The organism is Caldimonas caldifontis (assembly GCF_002930615.1).
Taxonomy (GTDB): Bacteria; Pseudomonadota; Gammaproteobacteria; order Burkholderiales; family Burkholderiaceae_C; genus Caldimonas; species Caldimonas caldifontis.
Map to the genome: position 1 here is coordinate 1 of NZ_PSNX01000018.1, position 20642 is coordinate 20642.

The 20642-nt window shown below is 69.2% G+C and carries 16 protein-coding genes and 1 CRISPR repeat array; of the genes, 5 read left to right on the top strand and 11 right to left on the bottom strand.

The features are described from left to right. Nucleotides 1-135: 135 nt before the first annotated feature. Nucleotides 136-1053, bottom strand: a complete 918-nt coding sequence (locus C1704_RS16490) for a RibD family protein (protein ID WP_170064723.1) — start codon at nucleotides 1051-1053, stop codon at nucleotides 136-138. A gap of 100 nt (nucleotides 1054-1153) precedes the next feature. Here C1704_RS16490 and ribA point away from each other — a divergent pair, with 100 nt between their 5' ends. Continuing rightward, on the top strand, nucleotides 1154-2320 hold the full coding sequence (ribA, locus tag C1704_RS16495) for a GTP cyclohydrolase II RibA (protein ID WP_170064724.1): 1167 nt from the start codon (nucleotides 1154-1156) through the stop codon (nucleotides 2318-2320). Nucleotides 2321-2336: 16 nt separating this feature from the next. On the opposite strand, the gene C1704_RS16500 is transcribed toward ribA, so the two are convergent. After that, nucleotides 2337-3230: an alpha/beta fold hydrolase gene (locus tag C1704_RS16500; RefSeq protein ID WP_104303839.1), complete on the bottom strand. Its 894-nt coding sequence runs from the start codon at nucleotides 3228-3230 to the stop codon at nucleotides 2337-2339. A 48-nt stretch (nucleotides 3231-3278) separates the two neighbouring features. Next, complete coding sequence (locus C1704_RS16505; protein WP_211286954.1) at nucleotides 3279-4022, bottom strand: META domain-containing protein; 744 nt, start codon at nucleotides 4020-4022, stop codon at nucleotides 3279-3281. 386 nt (nucleotides 4023-4408) lie between these two features. Between C1704_RS16505 and C1704_RS16515 the strand changes: the two genes are divergently transcribed. Further along, complete coding sequence (locus C1704_RS16515) at nucleotides 4409-4942, top strand: hypothetical protein (protein WP_104303841.1); 534 nt, start codon at nucleotides 4409-4411, stop codon at nucleotides 4940-4942. A gap of 64 nt (nucleotides 4943-5006) precedes the next feature. Further along, on the top strand, nucleotides 5007-5249 hold the full coding sequence (locus C1704_RS16520; RefSeq protein ID WP_104303842.1) for a CDGSH iron-sulfur domain-containing protein: 243 nt from the start codon (nucleotides 5007-5009) through the stop codon (nucleotides 5247-5249). Between the two features lie 430 nt (nucleotides 5250-5679). Next, nucleotides 5680-10039: a CRISPR direct-repeat array (repeat unit 28 nt; unit sequence GGTCGATCCCCGCTCACGCGGGGGAGCC). Between the two features lie 43 nt (nucleotides 10040-10082). Here the strand turns inward: C1704_RS16520 and cas2e are convergent. The 8 genes from cas2e to C1704_RS16560 are packed head-to-tail and all read right to left on the bottom strand — an operon-like array spanning nucleotide 10083 to nucleotide 18547. Next, the gene (gene cas2e, locus C1704_RS16525) at nucleotides 10083-10394 is read right to left on the bottom strand and encodes a type I-E CRISPR-associated endoribonuclease Cas2e (RefSeq protein WP_104303843.1); all 312 of its coding nucleotides are present in this window, start codon (nucleotides 10392-10394) and stop codon (nucleotides 10083-10085) included. Then, nucleotides 10366-11265 (bottom strand): type I-E CRISPR-associated endonuclease Cas1e, encoded by a 900-nt coding sequence (gene cas1e, locus C1704_RS16530; protein ID WP_104303844.1) that lies wholly within the window; start codon nucleotides 11263-11265, stop codon nucleotides 10366-10368. Before cas1e ends, cas2e begins: the two co-directional genes overlap by 29 nt. Continuing rightward, a complete protein-coding gene (locus C1704_RS16535; protein WP_104303845.1) occupies nucleotides 11262-11960 on the bottom strand; it encodes a type I-E CRISPR-associated protein Cas6/Cse3/CasE in 699 nt (232 codons plus the stop codon). The genes cas1e and C1704_RS16535 overlap by 4 nt, the downstream gene beginning before the upstream one ends. Continuing rightward, nucleotides 11957-12670, bottom strand: coding sequence for a type I-E CRISPR-associated protein Cas5/CasD (cas5e, locus tag C1704_RS16540; protein ID WP_104303877.1), 714 nt, complete (start codon nucleotides 12668-12670; stop codon nucleotides 11957-11959). Before cas5e ends, C1704_RS16535 begins: the two co-directional genes overlap by 4 nt. A gap of 10 nt (nucleotides 12671-12680) precedes the next feature. Continuing rightward, nucleotides 12681-13865, bottom strand: a complete 1185-nt coding sequence (gene cas7e, locus C1704_RS16545; protein WP_104303846.1) for a type I-E CRISPR-associated protein Cas7/Cse4/CasC — start codon at nucleotides 13863-13865, stop codon at nucleotides 12681-12683. Between the two features lie 20 nt (nucleotides 13866-13885). Next, the gene (casB, locus tag C1704_RS16550; protein WP_104303847.1) at nucleotides 13886-14404 is read right to left on the bottom strand and encodes a type I-E CRISPR-associated protein Cse2/CasB; all 519 of its coding nucleotides are present in this window, start codon (nucleotides 14402-14404) and stop codon (nucleotides 13886-13888) included. Beyond that, nucleotides 14401-16011, bottom strand: coding sequence for a type I-E CRISPR-associated protein Cse1/CasA (gene casA / locus C1704_RS16555; protein ID WP_104303848.1), 1611 nt, complete (start codon nucleotides 16009-16011; stop codon nucleotides 14401-14403). The genes casB and casA overlap by 4 nt, the downstream gene beginning before the upstream one ends. After that, the gene (locus tag C1704_RS16560) at nucleotides 16004-18547 is read right to left on the bottom strand and encodes a CRISPR-associated helicase/endonuclease Cas3 (protein ID WP_104303849.1); all 2544 of its coding nucleotides are present in this window, start codon (nucleotides 18545-18547) and stop codon (nucleotides 16004-16006) included. The genes casA and C1704_RS16560 overlap by 8 nt, the downstream gene beginning before the upstream one ends. Before the next feature lie 353 nt (nucleotides 18548-18900). On the opposite strand from C1704_RS16560, the gene C1704_RS16565 reads away from it, so the two are divergent. Together C1704_RS16565 and C1704_RS16570 are read left to right on the top strand one after the other, a co-directional pair. Further along, nucleotides 18901-20100 (top strand): GGDEF domain-containing protein, encoded by a 1200-nt coding sequence (locus C1704_RS16565; RefSeq protein ID WP_104303850.1) that lies wholly within the window; start codon nucleotides 18901-18903, stop codon nucleotides 20098-20100. Nucleotides 20101-20154: 54 nt separating this feature from the next. Continuing rightward, nucleotides 20155-20559, top strand: coding sequence for a DUF3703 domain-containing protein (locus C1704_RS16570; protein WP_104303851.1), 405 nt, complete (start codon nucleotides 20155-20157; stop codon nucleotides 20557-20559). The last annotated feature ends 83 nt before the right edge of the window (nucleotides 20560-20642 follow it).

A 20642-nucleotide genomic window follows, 5' to 3' on the forward strand; every position in this document is an offset into this window, starting at 1 on the left:
TGAAGGCTGGCGATGCTAGCAAGCACCCCCCGCCCTGCCCATGGGCTCTTGGAAACAGGGTGTGACAGACGCGCCGCCGTGGCCGCAGATGCGCCCGTCAGGGCAGGGGTGGATCCCCTGAGTGAGGGGGTCGCGTCAGTGGTCGCGCAGATCGAGATCCCAGAGCACGTCACCGCCCAGGCGGTAGGCCCGGGCGCGCGGGCGCAGGCATTCGGCCATGCGTTGCACCGGCGGCAGTTGCACCCCCGGCTTGCCCTGGCCGATGAGCACGGGGGTCACCATCAGGTGCAGCCGGTCGAGCACGCCCTGGGCCAGGCAGCGCGAGACGGTCACCCCACCCCCCTCCACCAGCACCGTGGTCAGGCCGCGCTCGCGCAAGGCGGCCAGCAGCACCGGCCAGACCACATCGCCCGCGGGATCGACAAGGTCCGCCACGGCCAGCACCTGCTCGTCCCCCACACGCTCGGCGGCCCGGGCGCGGTCACGGGCATCGCACACCAGCAGTGTGGGCGCCTGGCCGTCGGTGAACACGCCCGCCTCGCCCGGCACACGCAGGCGCACATCCAGCACCACCCGCGTGGGGTGGGGGCCGCTCACGCGCCGGGTGGTAAGACGGGGGTTGTCGGCCACCGCCGTGCCGGTGCCCACCAGCACGGCGTCGCACAGGGCGCGCAGCCGGTGCAGATGGGTCAGGGCCTCGGGGCCGTTGAGGGCCCCGGAGTCGCCGGCTTCGGTGGCCACCTGACCGTCCAGGCTCTGGCCCAGCTGGCCCACGACGCGGCTGGTGCCGGCCGGCACATCGGCCACCAGCGGCAGCAGCGGGCCGGCCAGCTCATGGGCCGCGGTGGGCCAGGCGCCGTGCAGTTGCCACAGCCCGTCATGCTGGTGCATGCCCAGCCGGGGGTCGTGCGCGGCGGTCAGCCGGGGCGGCGTGCCGCGGCGATGGCGGCGCCAGTGCGCAGCCTGCAGCAGCAGCGGCCACAGGGCTTCGCAGGCGGCCGCAGCGGTAGGCCCCAGCAGGACGTTCGGATCGGTGGACGGGTCAGCGGACAATCGCGGGCCTCCTGCGCCCATGCAAGGCAGTGCCCACCGGGCCAGTCTCAAAAGGCCCGCGCCGGAAGTGCCCCGCCATCGCGGCTATGCTAGCAGTCTGATGAATGCCCTGATTTCCCCTACGCCGACCCTGCCTGCCCAGGATCTGGCCTCCGAACGCGCGGCCATCCGGGTGGACCGGGCCCAGACCGAACTCAAGCATGGTCGCGCCCTGGCGCTGCGATCGGCCGCCGGCCCGGTGCTGCTGGCCGCCACCATCGAAACCCTGAGCCCCTCGCGCCTGACCTGGCTGCGGGGTCTGGGGGTGCCGCTGCGCCTGCTGTTCACGGCCGAGCGGGCCACCGCCCTGGGCTTGACGGTCGCCGGCAGCGTGAGCTTGCCCCTGCCGACGGATGCCGATGTGGAAACCCTCCAGGCCCTGGGCGCCATCACGCTGGAGTTCGGCCCTGCCGGGCGCGCCAAGCGCCCCGAGGCGGCGGCCCTGGGCACTCCCGAGCCGGCCACGCCAGTGATGCTCTCGGCGCTGACGCTGGCCAAGCGCGCCCGCCTCATCCCCGCCCTGGTGGTGGCCGAGCTGGGGGAGGTCAGCGACGCCACGCTGGACGCTGCGCAACTCGAGGTGGTGAGCGAGGCCGAGGTGACCCAGGTGCGCGAGCAGGGCCATCTGAGCCTGCGCCGCGTGAGCGACGCCCATGTGCCCATCGACGCGCATGACGACTGCACCCTGGTGCTGTTCCGCGAGCTCAACGGTGACGCCGAGCACGTGGCCATCCTCGTGGGCCAGCCCGACCTGAGCCAGCCGGTGCCGGTGCGCCTGCATTCGTCCTGCCTGACCGGCGACCTGCTGGGCAGCCTGCGCTGCGACTGCGGCGACCAGCTCCAGCGCGCCATCGCCCACCTGGCCGAACGCGGCGGCGTGCTGCTCTACCTGGCGCAGGAAGGCCGCGGCACGGGCCTGGGCAGCAAGCTGCGTGCCTACCGGCTGCAAGACATTGGCCTGGACACCATCGACGCCGACCACTACCTGGGCTTCCGCGCCGATGAGCGCGACTTCCAGGCCGCCGTGGCCATGCTCAAGGCGCTGGACATCACCCGCATCCAACTGCTGACCAACAACCCGCGCAAGATCGAGGCGCTGCGCCGCGGCGGCATCGACGTGGTGGATCGCATCGCGCTGCACGCGCCACCCACCGCGCACAACGCGCGCTATCTGGCCACCAAGCGCGAGCGCGCCGGGCACCTCAAGCCGGACGACGAGCAGGAGTGAGGGGCGCGCGACGGCCTCAGGCCGGGTCGCGCCCGCGGAAGCGCAGGTAGTCGGCTGCGCACTCCTGCGGCCGCTCGATCATCGGCAGGTGTCCGACACCGGGCATGCGGATCAGTTCCGCCTGCGGCATCAGGCCCTGCAGGATGGGGCCGGCGCCGGGGTGGAGCACGCGGTCTTCCTCGCCCCAGACGATGAGGCTGGGCGCCTTCACGGTGCTGGCGCGGGCCTCCACCGGGTCGGCCTTGATCTGCTGGTACACCCGTTGCTCGAGCGCATGGTTGGCCATGCGCTCCTTGGCCATCACCTGGATGTAGGGCATGGGCACCTCGGGCAGCTTGGCCACGGTGAAGGCCAGCGTGCGGGCGAAGTCCTCGGCGCTGCGCACCAGCAGCGGGTTGTCGCCACCAGCTTTGACCATTTGCGCGAGTTCACTCAGCGGTGCGCTCCACACCCCGCCCGGCGCCAGCAGCCACAGGCTCTTCACCGCCTGCGGATAGCGCGCCGCAAACGCCAGGGCGATGTGCCCGCCCATCGAGTTACCGCCCAGATGCAGCGCTGGCGCCCCCAGGGCCTGGGCCAGGGCCAGCAGACGCTCGGCCTGGGCGTCGGTGCTGTAGTCGGCCTCCATCGGCTTGGCCGATTCGCCGAAGCCGATGTGGTCGGGCACGATCACGCGGTAGTGCGGCGTGAGGTGGCGCGCGATGGTGTTGAAGTTGTCCTTGTTGCCCCCGAAGCCATGCAGCAGCATCAGCGGCTCGCCCCGACCGCCTTCCAGGTACACGTACTGCAGGCCGCCGGGCAGCGTGATCGAGCGGCGCTCCAGCCCCGCGCGTTCGCGCAGGGTGTCGAGCATGTAGCGGACGGTCTTTTCAGGGGCGAGATGCGCGAAGACTTGGGCGAGCAGGTTCATGGGCGCCGAGGATAGCCCAGGGTCGTGAGGCCGGCTGTCACGCCCATGTCACCCCCGCCGCGCCCGCAGCCGCTGGCCGTCGGCGGCCACCAGCACCAGGGCGCCATCGGTCGTGAACTCGTGGCGCACCACCTGGCCGAGGATCTGCAGGAAGCGCGTTTCCTGGCGGTTCAGGGCCTCGGCGCAGGCCATGCGGGTGGAGGCCAGGCCCTTGAGCTGCAGCCCCTCGCCACTGAGCGCATAGCTGCCCATGAACCGATTGCAGGAGGCTCGCCCCGTCACGCGCTCGTCGGGGCCGAACTGCACCGTCACCCGCGAGCCATCGACGATGCCGCTGCCGGCAATGTCCTCCACCACCCACTCGTCGCCGCGCAGCAGCTCGGCCGGGTCGCCGCCGCAGCCCTGGAAGCGCCGGCCCTGCACCTCCACCGTCACCGTCTGCGGGTAGGGCATGCCGCTCATGCTGTCCTGGCATCGGCGGCTCATGATCACGGTCGTGAGCGCCCCGGCGGTGGTCGAGGCGGTGTAGGTGGTGGTGTCGCCCTGCACCTGGGGATCTCGCGCACGGCCGCTGGCCTGCGTGGCACCGTCGGCCGTCTGGAACACCAGGCCGCCACCGGCCATCTCCAGGCGCCAGCCGGGCTCGTTGCCGCGGGCCAGCCAGGCCGTGGCCGCGGTGCCGGGGCTTTGCTCGATGGCCGGGATGGCCACCGGTGCCACGGTGCAGCCCGCGAGCACCGCGGACAGGGTCAGCGTCGTCGTGAAATGGCCGTTCATCCTTCCCGGGTGCATGTGCATTCCTTGTGCGGTGGTTGACATGCCCCGAGCATGCCGCTGGATGCTGGGAGCCGTCCAAAGGACCGCGCAGCGTCCGGGGTTATTCAAGCGCCTCCCAGCTGACGCCCGCGGCAAGCACTCCAGTGCCGGCCTGACGCTGACATGACTGATAGGACCAATACCCGACTCGCGCAGCAGATCCACCGCCGGGGGCCTTACCCATCGTGGACATATGGCCCACCACCACAGTCCCAGCGTGATCCAGTGGATGCGCCGCAGCTTCTCGGCTGCCTTCGTGGCGCTGGGGGCGCGGCTGGCCTTTGCCGAACGCTGACCCCGCTCGAAAGCGGCCGACTGCAAGTGCGCTAGGCTTGCACATCTTCCTCGCGCCACCCTGTGCCATGCTTCACTCGATCCGATCCGCCCTCGGCCTGCTCGCTCTGGCCACGTTGGCCGGCTGCGGCTCGCTGCCCGCCCCTGGCAGCGTGGTGACCGTGGCGCCGCGCGGCGCGATCACGCCGCAGGACCTGGAACGCCGGCCCGACGTGCGAGCCGCCCGAGCCGCCCTTGAAGCGCAGGGCATCGGCCCGGCCGAGATCGCCGCCGGCCGCGTGCTGTGGGTGCAATGCGCGGTCGTCACCGACGGCTGGTGGGACAGCCTGGCCATCGTGCCTGCGGGCCTGACGCTTGCCCCTGGACGCGCACTGACCTTGACCGTGACCGACCCGGGCACCAACGACCGCCTGGCCGTGAACCGCATCACCGCGCTGGCCGAGCCCCCGCTGGGCCCGGGCGGCCTGGCCTACCGGCTCATTCCCGACTGGCGTGAACGCGGCCTGCGCAACAACTACGAAGAGCAGCCCCCGCAAGGCGGGCCACGCGCGGCCTACCTCAAGGTGCAGGGCCGCTGGGTGGTGCGCTGCCGCATGCCCTGACCCCCTCGCCAAGCCCCGTCAGGCGTGACAAGATGGGCGCTGCCCCAACCCACAGGAGGGCACCATGGTCACACCCGTTCGTGCAAGCAACACCCCCTTCCCCGTCACCGTGGAAGCCGGCAAGGACTACTGGTGGTGCGCCTGCGGCCAAAGCAAGAAGCAACCCTTCTGCGACGGCTCGCACAAGGCCGAAGGCCAGTTCAACCCCGTGAAGTACACCGCCACCGAGAACACCACCGTGTGGTTCTGCGGCTGCAAGGGCACGGGGAAGGCGCCCTTGTGCGACGGGACGCACAAGCGCACCTGATCCTTGCGGACATTCTTGCGCTTGTAGCGTTTTTGAGTGTCTGTGATGATGCAGCATTCTTTCCTGCAAACAAGATGCGGTAGATCTCCTTGGATTGCGCCTGGGAGCAGTTGGGGGTGCCGCAACCACTTCGCTATCTGGAAATGATGCGCGGGTAGCTCTGAATGCGTGAAGGCTGGTGGTCGAGCCTATTGGAGCCGATTGAGCGGTCACGAATAGCCGCCGCACTGGATTCGAGGGCAAGCACATCCTGCGGTGGAGGTCCCACCCTCCACGTTGGATCTCCATTGCGACAACATGCTGGGATGTCGCCCTTTAGCGCCGCCGCAAATGACCGCGGGTCGAGTGGTCGAATGGGCGCACGCTCATGGAGTGCTCCCTGCTCGCGCGGGAAAGCCCCTCATGGCATGGCGCAAGCCGGGACCCGCCGCGCCGATCCCCGCTCACGCGGGGGAGCCGGCGCTTGCCAAAGGACGCAAGGTCATCACGAAGGTCGATCCCCGCTCACGCGGGGGAGCCAGCTGGGAGAGGATCAGCAGGCGCTCGGTCTGGGGTCGATCCCCGCTCACGCGGGGGAGCCACCGTGCGTGATGGGTGCGCAGCGCATGAAGAAGGTCGATCCCCGCTCACGCGGGGGAGCCACGTCCTCGGCCTCGTAGAGCTGGTCGATCAAGGGTCGATCCCCGCTCACGCGGGGGAGCCCCCGACTTCTTTCCGAACTTGATGCGGCGCATGGGTCGATCCCCGCTCACGCGGGGGAGCCGCTTTCCATGCCGACATCGGCAGTGCCGCCAGAGGTCGATCCCCGCTCACGCGGGGGAGCCCCATCTCGGGGACCAGCTCGGGGACCAGCTCAAGGTCGATCCCCGCTCACGCGGGGGAGCCCATCACCACCGCGGTTTTCTGGTGTTCGCGCAGGGTCGATCCCCGCTCACGCGGGGGAGCCGGGAAACACCTCAGTGCGCTCCCCGGCGTGCAGGGTCGATCCCCGCTCACGCGGGGGAGCCCAGCGATCCGGTACCGGCCGGCTTGGCCTTGACGGTCGATCCCCGCTCACGCGGGGGAGCCGCCCAGCGGATGGTTTGCAGGAAGGCCTGCAGGGGTCGATCCCCGCTCACGCGGGGGAGCCCGAGGACATCCTGCTGGGCAAGCGGCAGATCAGGGTCGATCCCCGCTCACGCGGGGGAGCCGCGCCAGAAACGGCGCACCTTCTGGTAGTAGCCGGTCGATCCCCGCTCACGCGGGGGAGCCGCTCTGGGCGAGATCCAGAAGCTGCTGCGCGGGGGTCGATCCCCGCTCACGCGGGGGAGCCTCCGCCTGGCCGACGACGCGGCCGAGAGTGTCAGGTCGATCCCCGCTCACGCGGGGGAGCCTCCCGGCCTATGTCGCGGTGAGGTACGCCAACAGGTCGATCCCCGCTCACGCGGGGGAGCCCAGAAACTGATCCGCGCCAGATGGTGCTGGAGCGGTCGATCCCCGCTCACGCGGGAGAGCCTCTGGTGTCGATGTCGCGCCGGAACAAGCCTGGGGTCGATCCCCGCTCACGCGGGGGAGCCGATAAAGAATGCCGGAATCTGCGCTTAGGTAGCGGTCGATCCCCGCTCACGCGGGGGAGCCCAGCTCGCATCCCCAGCGCGCCACCTCAGGCAGGGTCGATCCCCGCTCACGCGGGGGAGCCGGCTTGACTCATCGGGTGGCCTCTCGCACGTACGGTCGATCCCCGCTCACGCGGGGGAGCCGTGGCCGCGTCGGTGGCCGCGTCGGTGGCTGCGGGTCGATCCCCGCTCACGCGGGGGAGCCGCCAGCCTCACGCCGTGGCCGAGCTGGTGAACGGGTCGATCCCCGCTCACGCGGGGGAGCCCTTTCCGGCCTTCAAGCCGTCAGATTTCAGGGGGGTCGATCCCCGCTCACGCGGGGGAGCCGCCCCCGAATTGCACGTCGCCGCGGTGATCTGGGGTCGATCCCCGCTCACGCGGGGGAGCCGCCGCGGCGGGCCGCCGTTGTAGGGCAGCTTCGGGTCGATCCCCGCTCACGCGGGGGAGCCTGCCTCAGCTTGAGCCGAGTCAATCGGCCAACGGGTCGATCCCCGCTCACGCGGGGGAGCCGTCGAGGGAGGCTTCCGCATCGTGCACGAAGCGGGTCGATCCCCGCTCACGCGGGGGAGCCGATCATCGCGGACTAGGGCAGCGCGGCCAGAACGGTCGATCCCCGCTCACGCGGGGGAGCCTCCATCAGCGCCACCAGGGTCGTGGTCACGCGGGGTCGATCCCCGCTCACGCGGGGGAGCCCGGATGTTGCTTGAGGAGCCGCCGCGCAGCCAGGGTCGATCCCCGCTCACGCGGGGGAGCCGGCCCCACGGAGGCCTTGCTGACCTGCAGGTCGGGTCGATCCCCGCTCACGCGGGGGAGCCTGAAGACCTTCATGTTGGTCAGAGCCATGATGGGGTCGATCCCCGCTCACGCGGGGGAGCCCCACCTACAGACTGCGCGCGATGGCGGTGAGCGGGTCGATCCCCGCTCACGCGGGGGAGCCACGAAGGCCCTCGCACGCCGCACGAAGACGTGAGGTCGATCCCCGCTCACGCGGGGGAGCCTGCACAGTCACGCTGTTCACGACGTCCAGTCGGGGTCGATCCCCGCTCACGCGGGGGAGCCCACATTGATGTCCGTGTTATCCACGGTCATCAGGGTCGATCCCCGCTCACGCGGGGGAGCCGTAGGTGTCCGCCGACAGAGCGCGCCCAGTCAAGGTCGATCCCCGCTCACGCGGGGGAGCCTTGCGCCATGTGCTCGCTACTGCTGCATGTACGGGTCGATCCCCGCTCACGCGGGGGAGCCAGCTGCGTCAGGGCCGCCGCAGCGCTTTGCGCGGGTCGATCCCCGCTCACGCGGGGGAGCCACGCGGCCACCCGCGCAGCCACCCGCGCGGCCAGGTCGATCCCCGCTCACGCGGGGGAGCCTGTCGCCGCGCTGGAGGTGTCATGACTGACGACGGTCGATCCCCGCTCACGCGGGGGAGCCGGAAACCACCACCCCACGGTCAAGCCTACCGAAGGTCGATCCCCGCTCACGCGGGGGAGCCTCTGGGCCGTCGAACAAGACAGCGCCCGGCCAAGGTCGATCCCCGCTCACGCGGGGGAGCCGGCGTGCGCTTGAGGTTGAGGGGATGACATGGAGGTCGATCCCCGCTCACGCGGGGGAGCCGTTGCGGTTTCATTTGGTGATCCTTTCGAGCGGGGTCGATCCCCGCTCACGCGGGGGAGCCTACAGCACACCATCGCTCACGCCCACCACATGGGGTCGATCCCCGCTCACGCGGGGGAGCCTCTGCAAGTTGTAGTGCAGGGTCTGGCGGCTGAGGTCGATCCCCGCTCACGCGGGGGAGCCTAGATGCGCGTGCAGTCGCAGAGGCCATCGACGGGTCGATCCCCGCTCACGCGGGGGAGCCCTCCAGCCACTCGCGCAGCGAAACACCGATATCGGTCGATCCCCGCTCACGCGGGGGAGCCCGTAGATGGGGGCGAGAGCGCCGAGGGCCTTCAGGTCGATCCCCGCTCACGCGGGGGAGCCTCGTCATTGACCAAGAACGATGCGGCCTCAACGGGTCGATCCCCGCTCACGCGGGGGAGCCCGCCCCAGCCAGGAGGCATTCGTGCATGGCTGGGGTCGATCCCCGCTCACGCGGGGGAGCCATTTGGTTTGCGCTTGGCACACAGTACTGAAGGGGTCGATCCCCGCTCACGCGGGGGAGCCACGACCTTCACGGCCACTTCGCCCTCGCGCAGCGGTCGATCCCCGCTCACGCGGGGGAGCCGAACCGGGCCGGCGGCTGAGGTGGTAGGCGTTGGGGTCGATCCCCGCTCACGCGGGGGAGCCCGGCTTCGGCTGGTCACGCGCTCGGCTTCCGAGGGTCGATCCCCGCTCACGCGGGGGAGCCTGGACGAAGCCGCCTTGGTTCTCGGTGCGCTCGGGTCGATCCCCGCTCACGCGGGGGAGCCATGCCCGTCCACTGGCCGCGCGCCAGGTCGCGGGGTCGATCCCCGCTCACGCGGGGGAGCCACGCGCCGGATCAGGCCTGCCTCGCCGTGGTCGGGTCGATCCCCGCTCACGCGGGGGAGCCCATGCCTCGATGGCTGCGCGGTCAATCGTGGAAGGTCGATCCCCGCTCACGCGGGGGAGCCGCCCGCAGATAGTTGTCCAAATCCGGGAATACGGGTCGATCCCCGCTCACGCGGGGGAGCCAATGGGGCGGCGCTGGTGGGACTCAATGCCACGGGTCGATCCCCGCTCACGCGGGGGAGCCGCTCGGCTTCCGTGATCTGGCCTTGGCCCTTCAGGTCGATCCCCGCTCACGCGGGGGAGCCCTGCCAGGACAAGGGAGGTGACTTCAGCCATTCGGTCGATCCCCGCTCACGCGGGGGAGCCCCGACTTATCATGTCCGGCCTGTATCTTCACAAGGTCGATCCCCGCTCACGCGGGGGAGCCGCTACCAGGGAGGCCGCTACCGCTCACAGGCGAGGTCGATCCCCGCTCACGCGGGGGAGCCTGCGCGAAGCGGTCCAGGTCGGCGCTGGCCTTGGGTCGATCCCCGCTCACGCGGGGGAGCCATTCCCGCTGCGATGAAGTCGGGGACTGCTGGAGGTCGATCCCCGCTCACGCGGGGGAGCCGATCGCCGCGTGCGCCAAACCACTCCACCGGCAGGTCGATCCCCGCTCACGCGGGGGAGCCTGTACTGGTAGAGATAGACATCAAGTCCCATGGGGTCGATCCCCGCTCACGCGGGGGAGCCTGTACAGTGTAACGTGTTGATTGTTAAAGAAATGTCCGTCTTTTTACGCCGTGCTCCCTCGAAGCAGTCGGCGTGCCAGGATCAGACCGTCGACGTCCGACAACTCGATGGGTGGACTTCCCAGCGTGCGAACCGCTTGCCCGCCGGGGATATTCCGCTCCTGCCAAAGCATCACGATCGATGCATCCCGCTCATTGGGAAACCAGTTTTCGAGCACACCCCAAACCCGACCGCGCACAGCGGGAGACAGGCGAGGCGCGCTGTAGACACCCGGCACAAGTTCCAGCATTGCGGACGCCAGGAAACCTCGCACCCGCGAAGACACATTACGCGTCACCACCACGGTCATCGACATCGAAAAGCTCCTTGATGCGATCGATCATGCGAGGGACGAGCTTTTCCTGTCGGAACAGTTTCGCGGCACGTCGTCTCACTTCTCGTTCGAGGTTATCGGTTTCGCCGTCCCCGAAGGCACGAACAGCGCCAAAGGCCAAGGGAAGTGTCAGATCCACACGGTACAGGTCGGACACGTCCAGGGTAAAGGCATTGCTGGAGTCTTCGTGGATGAAACCCAGTGGAGGTAGAGCACCAACCGCGGCAACTGCGAGGTCAGCTGCTGCTTCCACGAAGGTAGCCGCATGGTTGAGCGCCTGATTGGGTAGATCAGCCGCCGTCGGGTTCTGCCGATCGTAGCGGCGTCCGTGCCATTCGATGCCGAACCGCTGGGCCACGAGCTTGTAGCTCTCCTTGATGCGTGCACCTTCGATGCCACGCAGGGTTTCGATGTCTCGGTGGGGCAGTACACGTCCGAAACGCCACGCATAGAGCCGTCGGGCAGTGTCAAGTCGTCGTTTGGGGTCGGCCCAGCGCTCGGCATGCGCCCGTGCGACGTCCGAGCGCCCTTGACCCAACGGAGGGGCGGTGTAGCTTTTCACGCCACCTTCGCCAACGGCTGCGATCAAAGTACCGTGGCGCGCGCACAAGCGCAGCACGTCTTGCGTGATGCTGGTACCGGGGCCCAGTAGGATCATCGAGACGGCTTGGTAGGGGATGGCATAGTCGCCCGCGTCCAACGTTTCGCTTTTGGCTGCCACGAAACGCAGCGTGCCATCCTCCACCGAGAGCTTGCCGTATTCGAGCCATAGCAGGCCGTGCCGGTCGGTGTGTGGAATGCGCGAGGCGGCCAGACCTAACCGCCCATGCATGAGGCCAGGCCCAACGTTCATCGCGGTGGGGAAAGCAAGACCATCCCGAAGCCGAACGCGCGGTGACGGCCGATACCACGCGCAAGCAGGCCGGAGAATCGATCAGCGTCGACGATCACCGCATCGGCGCTGAACAGCGCCTGCGGCCGCTCGACAATGCGTAGACGGTTCGTCCCGTTGCGTGCACGCCGCAGCAGGCGGCTGCGGGCATTCATGCCCAGCAGTTCAAGCTGATCGAAGCGAACCCCATCGGCCCATTGTTCGGTGAACCAGGTTCGGTACACCTCGGCGCGCGGTGGAGCTGCATTCCCAAGACGGTCGAGCGCTCGCAAATAGAGATCCTTTTCCACGTCACCTTGGCGCGATACCGGGCATGTCAGTACTTCCAGTCGAAGACGTTGGCCCGCCCGCCAAAGGTCAGGCATGGGCTTGCTGGCGACGCCCTCGGGGTCGAGCGCTGCCCAGGCCTGCGGTGAGGCAAATGCCTGGGCCTGCGCCAACAAGGTAGCAGCGTCTGCGTTCGCGTAGGCCAGCACCTCGCAGCGGTGCACGAGGTGGCGAAAGGGTTTCGGCGCCAGGCCCCCAAACAGCGCGGCAAACCAGGCGTGCAGGGTGTAGCCCAGGGTCTCGTCTTCCTGGGCGATGCCGTGATCAACAGCGAAGCGCAGCAGGCGCGGGGCATGGACGGGGATGCGCACGAGATGCAGGGGGCTCATGCCGTCACCTCCAGGAAGCCCACGGCATGGCGCTCGGTGCCGCGGTGGATGTTGTTGCGCCAGTCACGCGGGGCGTAGCGCTCTTCGACCTGGGCGCCCTGTGCCTCATCCAGCGGCCAGAGGGCGGGGATGCGGCCGGGACGCCGGCGCGGGCCGATGTCGGCGAGCGGCTCGGCGGCGAGCGCGGCCCGCACCCCCTCCGCCTTGCGGCGCCCCAGCAGCAAGGGGCCCGCGGGCAGGCAGGGCTTGCGGCCGAGGAACAGCGGCCGGGCAGGGCATCGCAGTGCCTGCTCCAGGGCCGCAAAGCCGGGCTCGCCTTCTCCGTCCAGCGCCAGCGCGATGGTGGCCACACCGTTGGCCCAGTGGTCGCGGTAGCGGATATGGGTGCCGGTGGTCGCGGCCCCCTTGCCACGGTCTTCCCGGCGTCCGCGCGTGGTCCAGCCGGTGCCGATCATGAAATCCTGCCCCAGGTCCACGGTCTGGTAGTCGGTCAGCAACTCCGGTTCGGCATCCCAGCGGGCGGCGAAACGCAGCCGGTCCTGCAGGGACTGCAGCCGGTCGGTGTCGCGGTGGTCCCAGCCCAGGGCATTGCCGAGCAGGCCGGTGAGCATGGCCACGCCGGGGAAGCGCCAGACCGGATGGTTCTGGTCCACCACCACGGCGCCGAAGCTCATCAGGGGCGCATCGAGGCGCAGCAGCAGTACGTCCATGCCCATGGCCTCATGCCTTGGAGCCGAAGATCGCATCCAGTGCCGCTGCCACCGCCTGCGGCACCGGCTGCCTGGGCGGCAGATGCGCGGGCTGCTCCAGCGTGGTGGAGAGCTGGCGCGTCTCGCCATCGTTAGGGCCGCCGTACATCTCGTCGAGTTGCTTCACATAAGCCGCCAGGCGGCTGAGCGCCGCGTTGCGCAGGTCGCTCTTCCCTTCCGGGCGCAAGGCGTCGAGGAAGGCGTTCGACAGCGCGCGGGGCTGGCTGCGCCCCACCTCGAGGTAGAGCGCGTCGGCCCAGGCGTAGGGCGCGGTGCTGCCCTTCTTCGCGCCGGGGCTCTGGCGCAGGATGCTGTCGATCAGGGCCTCCAGCACGCGCCGGGCGGTGCTGCCGTCCTGGCCCTGCCAGTCCTTCGCCTCGCAGCCGGTGAGATTGGAGACCAGCAGCGGCACGTCCACGGCCACGTAGCCGTAGTACAGGCCGGCGCCGAGTTCGGTCTGGTTGGCATGCGCCGCGCCGGTTTCGTCCTCGCGGTTGAGGTCGTCCACCACCGTGAAATAGTCCATCTCGGTGCTGGCGGCGTGCACGCTGAAGGCGTGCGCTACATGCACCGGGGCATCCACGCGCGCCAGCAGGTCGGAGGTGACCATGCGGCCGAAGAGCGCGGCGGTGAGGCCGGCGGCCGATTTGCTCATGGCCTTGAGGTTGTCCTTCTCCTCCCGGGATTTCAGGCGTTCTTCCAGCGCCTTCTTCGGGTCGTCCGCCTGGCTGGCCTCGCGCAGCAGTTGCACGAAGTAGTCCGCCTCTCTCATGCCGAAAAGGACCGGCTGAGAAATATCAACACCTTTCTTCTTGGCCTCTTCCCGTTTCCTCTTTGCATCTTCCTTCTCGTCTTTTGACGATGCGATGAACACATCGATCAACGCATCAACAAGCTTCTCGGCTTGTTCTTCCGGCACACCCGCTTCAATGGTCCGCGGCAGCACTGTTCGGGTGAAGAAGGAGCGGGTGCGTTGCCCGTCAGGCAGTTCGGGCAGCCGGAGGGCGAGGTCCTCGCGCCAGTGCCGCTTCAGGCACTGCGATGACACGCGCAGCCGCACGGCGTTGCCGAAGGGGATGCGCTTGGCCAGCCCGGCGTCATCGCGGTTCAGCAGGCTAGCGGGGTAGGCGGTGAGGGTGTGGATTTGCAGGAACATGCGGCACTCCTTGCTGTGGGTCAGTCGTTTTTCGGCAGGTGGCGGTAGAAGGCCTGGGCGATGCGGCGATGCACGGCTTCGCGCTTGTCCGCATCCGAGGTGATGAGGAATCGGGCGGCCTCGGTGAGGTCGAAGCGCTCGCCCTTGGCGGCAAGGAAGCGCACGGCGGCCATGAACAGGTCCGGCCGCACGTCGGCGGGGGCGGAGAGCAGCCGTTCCAGCCGGCCTTCGGCAAAGCCGCTTTCGGCCAGCGCCTGGCCCCAGGGGCGTTTGGGGTCATGGGCCTCCGCGCCCAGCGTGGCAAGACTCCAGGCCAGCAGCATCCAGGCCTGGGTCGCGGCCTCGGCCGGAAGATCTCCGTCCATCTGGCGTAGCCACAGGCGGTAGAAGGCCAGTGGCAGCGGTTGCCCGGGTGCCCAGCGTCGCAGCGCGGCACGGTCGCCATTGGGGTAGTGCTCGGCACCGATCGCGTGCGCCAACCGGCCCACGGTGCTGGCGAGGCTCGATGCCTTGGGGGATGTGGGGGCAGGTTCGCTCATGCCGGTTGCTCCTCGGGTTCGGGGGTTTCGGTGGTGGCGCGGCCCGGCAGGGGCAGGCCGGCCTTGTGCAGCATGCCGCGCCAGGCGCTTTCGGCCTGGGTCAGGGCCCGCCAGCGCCGGCTGGACGGCAGCGGCAGGCGGGTGGCGGCCTCGTCGAGCAAGGCCTGGCCGGCATCGACGAGGCGCTGCTGCCAGTCGCGGCGCACGGCCTCGTGGGCTTCGTCGGCGCCACGCCAGAGCGTTGGGAAGTAGTGCTGCTCCCAGGTCTTCGCAAAGTCGGCGCGCGCTGCGTTGATCCATTTCTCGATTTGTTTGAAATCATTCTTGTCAGCCTTTTCCAGTCCTCCTTTGCACAAGCGCATCAGTGCCGTGGCCAAGATCTGTTGCACGTCCTTGGCATCAGCGAGCAGCTGTTGCCCGAGCTTTCCCAGCGTCTCCCGGTTTGCTTTCTGCAGCAGGGCCCGGCGGGCTTTCTCGGGCACCGGGACCTGGGCGCGATGGAAGCCTTCCGTCTTGCCCTGTCCGCGCACCAGGCAGGACGCCACGAACCAGCCATCGCCCTCCCCCGATGGCGGCCGTTGCAGCGGTGAGAGCTCGAAGCCCTGCTCGAACAGCAGGTCGGTCAGGCGCTGGGGCGTGAAGCCATCGGCAGACAGGGTGAGGGCCGATCGCCCCTTCTTCTTGTCGCCGGCGTTGATGGCGGTCCAGGGGTCGCCGATGTCGCCGTTCTCGACCGTCTTGGGGCCGATCTGCCGAACCTCGCTGGTGGCTCCCAGCGCCATCAAGCCTGCACCTGCGTGCGGCCACAGGCGGATCGGGCGGGCGGCTTCGATGAACCAGGGCTCCAGCTGGCTCAGCGTGAGGTGATGCTGCTTGCGGTTCCAAGGGGTCAGCCAGGTGAGCACGATGCCACGTTGCGGATAGCGCGATTCGCGGCAGACCGACTCACGAAGCTGTGCGAGCTTCCGGGTTTCGTCGGTGAATCGGGCCGAGGGATGAAGGTCGCGCACCCAGGCCGCAATGCTGCGGCTGCCAGTGCCGGAGTTCATTCGTACGATCCCGTAGTTACCTCTTCCCAGAACGCCGCTGGTGGTTTGCAGCAGTAACAGCGCAAATATCCAAGCCTCCATGGCATCCGTGCCGAGACGCGCCATCTTGACGTCGTGGTTCTTGGCAGTGACCAGCACGTCCAGCTCATCCGGCGAGCTGGCCTTGGGGTCGAACACGGTCTGTCCGCGGCTGGTTTTTACGCCGTAATCTCCTGCCTCGGCCTGCCAGCTTTTCCACGGGTGCTGCATGAAGGCGGGCTTGGTTACGTCCTCCACCACCAGCTGCCAGGCCTCGGGGATGCGGTCGGCCAGATCGAGCAGGCCCTCGCGCCAGTAGGTGGCATCGGTGGGCAGGGCGTCGGTGGGGCGCCGCGCCTGGATGCTGGCAGCCAGCTGCACCAGGAACACATGCCAGGGATCGGCCTGATGGGCGCGCAGGCCCGTGTAGCCGTCCACCTGTCCCGCGCTCAGGGCCGCGAGCAGCCCGGGCAGGCTCAAACGCTGCGATCCGGCCGGCGTGCGCACGCCGATCAGCGGGTCGTGGAGCAGGTCATGCATCGTCTTTCTCCAGTCCAAGGCGGGTGTAGCGGAAAGCGCTGGCGCCGATGCGGAAGCGCAAGCCCTCGGGCGAGGCTTCGGCCTCCAGTGTCTCGGGCGGGGAATCGCCCTTGAGCCAGTGCGCGGGGAGGGACACGCGGTCGATCGTCGCACCGAAGGGTGAGCGGAGCGGGGTGGCCAGGGGAAGCTCGAAGGTCGGGCGGCCCAACCGGGTGAGGACGCGCTCGTTTTTGTCCGGGTAATGCAGCTCGCCAAAGGGCTTGTCGTCGAGCACCGACCGCAGGGCCTGGCGGATCTCGCCGAGGGCTTTGCCCTCGATCATCTGGCCATGGGCCGTCCAGAGGGCTGGCAGGGTGGCGAAGGCATCGGGGTGCGTGGTGCGCTCGATGCGGCTGCGTGCTTGCTCGGGCAGTTCGACCTGCGGCGCGTCCTGCAGTGAGCGCAGGGTCAGCGCCAGCACGCGGCCATCGGCGTAGACCGAGCCGAGGCCGGCGGGGCCGCGCAGGGTGCCATCCTGTGCGAGATGGGCTTGCAGCCCACCTTCGGGGATGCGCACCAGTGCGCGGGGCGTAGAGAACCCGGCAGGGCGATGGGCGCGGTCGTGCCGGTGCAGGCGGCCGAAGCGCTGGATCAGCACGTCCATGGGCGCGAGATCGGTGATGAGCCAGTCGGCGTCGATGTCGAGGCTCTGCTCCAGTGTCTGGGTGCCGATCAGCAGTCGCGGTCCGTCCGCGGAGCCCTTGCCCAGCTGTGCCGTCACCGCCGCGTCCAGCCGTTCGCGGTCGGCACGGGCGAAGCGGCCATGGTGCGGGCAGCGCACCCCGTCGAGTTGAAATAGCGCGGCGAGAAGCGCGGAATGGTCGCGTTCAAGCGTGGCTTCCACGAGCCGGAACAGCGCGTTGGCCCGGGCCACGGTGTTGCAGACCACCAGCACGCGAGCGCCGGCCTCGAGCGCCGAGGTGAGGCCGGGCAGCAGGGCGGCATCGTCGGTGAGGCTGGGCGAGCCGCTCACCTCGATGCTGCGCGTGCGGCTCGCCGGCATGGGCCAGGCCTTGGTGCGCGAGGACAGCAGCGGATAGGGGCGCTGCATGGCATCGGCAAGCGGCTGGGGCGGGCGGCCGAAGAACTCGGCGGCCGCCGACTCGCCGAGGGTGGCCGAGAGCAAGAGCGCCCATCCGCCCCGCGCCAGATGGCCTTTCAGCAGGGCTTTCAGGGCCTCGCGCATGTAAGGGTCAGAGGCGTGCACTTCGTCGACCACCAGCAGGTGCCGATCCAGGCACACCGAGCGCAACAGGCTGTGCTTGACCTGCAGCGCTGAGAGCAGGGCCTGGTCGATGGTTCCGACCGCGACCGGCGCGGCGAGGAAGCGCTTGGGCCGTTCGGCCGACCACAGGCGTTCTCGCTGCCGGTCCTGCGCGCTGTCGTCCCATAGCGTGCCCTCTGGGGCGGCCAGGGCTGGCGATGCGCCATCCACCTTCACGTAGCCCGGCGCGGCCAGCAGCACCGGCCCGGGGCGCTCATCAGGCTCGAAGGCGGCCTCGATCGCCTGCAGCACCCGGGCATACAGCTCCCGGGCAGCCACCCGGGTCGGCAGGGCGAAGTAGAGCCCGTCCACTCGGGCCTCGGCATAGAGCCGGAAGAACCAGGCCAGCGCCGCCTCGGTCTTGCCCGAGCCGGTGTCGGACTCGGCCAGCAGCAGGCGAACGTCATCGCTGGGCGTGATCTCCCCAGCCAGCGCGGCCTGCAGCGGCGTGGGGCGGAACGCAAAGGTGGTCTCGAACGGCCTGGGCTCACGCCTGGCCGGGGGCATGAGGCCGATGCGTTCGAGGGCGCGTTGCGCCGCCGCCCGCGCCAGCGCCAGCCGGTCTTCTTCCGGGCTTTGCCGGTAGGGAAAGAACTGCGTGTCCGAGCCGATCCAGTCGGCCAGCATCACCAGCCCGGCGAAGCGCTGCTGCAGGGCCGGGGTGGCGTCGATGGGTGCCGCCTCGCCGAAGGCCAGAGGAAAGGCCCCGCGCACGGTGGCCGCCTGGGCATCGAGTGCCGCGAGCGGGTCGTAGCCACCGCTCGCCGTCCACCAATGGCGGGCCTTTCGTTCGATTCCTGAATGCTGATAATCGCTCTCCGAGACCGGGCGGCCATGGTGGGAGAGGCTGGCGATCAGCATCTGCTTCGCTTGCTCCTCATCCTTGAACCAGCCGGCAATGTCGCCGAGCAGTGCCTCCCAGCCTGGCGGCCATAACGCCCCGAGATCCCACAGCAGCGCCAATCCCTCGAATACATGCCCGGCCGTGTCCCTGGCGGCCGGGTCGGCCTTGGCCTGAAAGCCCCGGTTGCACTTGCCGAAATCGTGCAGGAAGGCGAGGACGGTCAGGCGCTCGCACTGAATGGGGTCGAGGCGTGGGAGCGACCGGGCGATCCCGGGGGCGTCGAGCAGCGCCCGGAAGGTGACCGCCACATCGAGGCAGTGGTCGACGAGAGGATGACGCTCTCCCGTTTCGGACAGTTTGCCCCACGGCTGTTCGGCAGTCTCAACCATCCTGCGCAAATTCGTCCCAGCATGGTCGGCATCGCCGCACCCGGTTCACTTTCTTGTGTGCCTCCACGGTCCTCTGCTGCTCTTTCTGTGCTTCAGAACATGCCCCCGAATGCTTACAAGATGTCACGCTATCCGACACCCCCTTTTGGGGGAGAAGGATTGCGGGTTTTCACAGTTGGCGGTCGATACAGCCGCCGTGCGCGACGCGGTGCTGGTTCCGATGATTCACGCCCGGCCGTGACGCATTGCGCGCTTGGTTCACCTCTTCACCAACGGCACCCTCGCAGCCGCCTCCGCACCGGCATCTCGCCGTTACATTCGCGAACAAATCCTCCCGCGACCGGATGCCCTGAATGCTGTCGTTCCGCTCGGCCCCGCCTCTTGACCCAGGCACGCTGCTGTTTTCGATTTCGGTGCTGGCCTTGCTGATGGCGGCGATGGCCTTCAGTTCGATGCGCACGCTGCCCGATCTGCGCTTTGGCCTGCGCGAGTGGGGCAAGGCGATGCTGGCTGCGGGCGGAGCCTTCCTGCTGTTCTTCTTTCGCGGGCATGCGCCGTGGTTCCTGGGCTTCGTGGTGGCCAACCTGCTGGTGATGCTGGTGCCGGTGTATGGGCTGCTGGCGCATGCGCGGCTGATGAGCCGCCAGGTGTCGCGCCGGCTGCTGTGGGGCATCTATGGCTTTGGGGTGAGCGGGGTGGCGGTGTCATATGGCTTGGGCACCTCCACGGCGGTGGCGGTGGTCACGCTGTCGAGCGCGATTGCGCTGCTCTTCCTGGCCACAGCGGTGCTGGTGCTCAGCCATGCGCGGCAGCACCGCAATGGCGCGGTGTTCGTGGCGGGGCTGGTGATGGCGGCCATGGCCGCGGGCTTCCTGATGCGTGCGGTGCTGAGCCTGTTCGGGCAGGCCGAGGCGGTGTCGCCGGGCGCGCCGTCGCGGCCGCAGATCGGTGTGCTGCTGATGGGCGCGCTTTTTGTGGTGGGGGCGTCGATCGGCTTCTTTTCGATGGTGCACGAGCGCCAGCGGCAGGAGGTGCTGGACCGCGCGCGGCGTGACGGGCTCACGGGCCTGTTCACGCGCATGGCCTTCATGGACATGGGCCGCGCGCTGGAGCAGGCGCGCCCGCCGGTGCATTTTGCGGTGGCAATGATCGACCTCGACCACTTCAAGCTGGTGAACGACACGCACGGCCATGCGGCCGGCGACGTGGTGCTGGCCCACGTGGCGCGGCTGATCGCCAACACGGTGCGCAGCACCGACCTGGTGGGCCGCTACGGGGGCGAGGAGTTCTGCGTGCTGCTGCGCGACTGTTCGCTGGGCGAGGCCAGCGTGTTCGCGGCCCGCCTGGTGGAGGCGGCCCGCCATCAGGCGGTGCGCCTGCCCGGCGGCGGCGAGGTGGCGTTCACGGTGTCGGTAGGCTGCGCCGCGCGGCGGCTGCTGCCGCAGCCCGAAGCGCTGATGCAGACGCTGGCGCGTGCCGACAAGGCCTTGTATGACGCCAAGCACCAGGGGCGCGACCGCTGGGTGGCGCAGGCGCTGCCGAGCAAGACTTGACCTTGTAGCGGCTCCAGGCTCTTCAATGGCGCGGTTGCCACGGAGAACCGCCTCATGTCGTCCACCTCTTTCAACCCTGCCGTCTTCGATCGTCTGCTGGCCCTGTCGGCCGCGCCCGGCGCATGGCCCAGCGAGGAGCGCTGGCGCTACCTGGAAGCCGCACACGTGGTGGGCCAGACCCGCTTCGTGCCCCACCTGAAGACGCATGCCCGCATGCTGGCCCTGGCGTGGCACACCCGCGACTGGCCCGAGGTGGCCGGCCAGATGTTTCGCCTCGCCCTGGTGCCGCTGGGCCACACGCTGGGCCGCCTGCCGCTGGGCAATCCCGGGCGATCCAACGTGAGCGCCTTCCGACCGTTTGCGGTGCGGGAGGATTTGCAGGCCACGATCAATGCCGTGTCGAAAGACCTGGCCCTGGCTCGTCGTGATGTCACGGAGCGAGATCCAGGAGGGCGTTGATGCACGATGCTGCTGACGGGCTGCTGCCATGATGGGCATGGGGTGGAGTGGCTCACGGCATGCCGGGGGAAGTGGTACTGTTG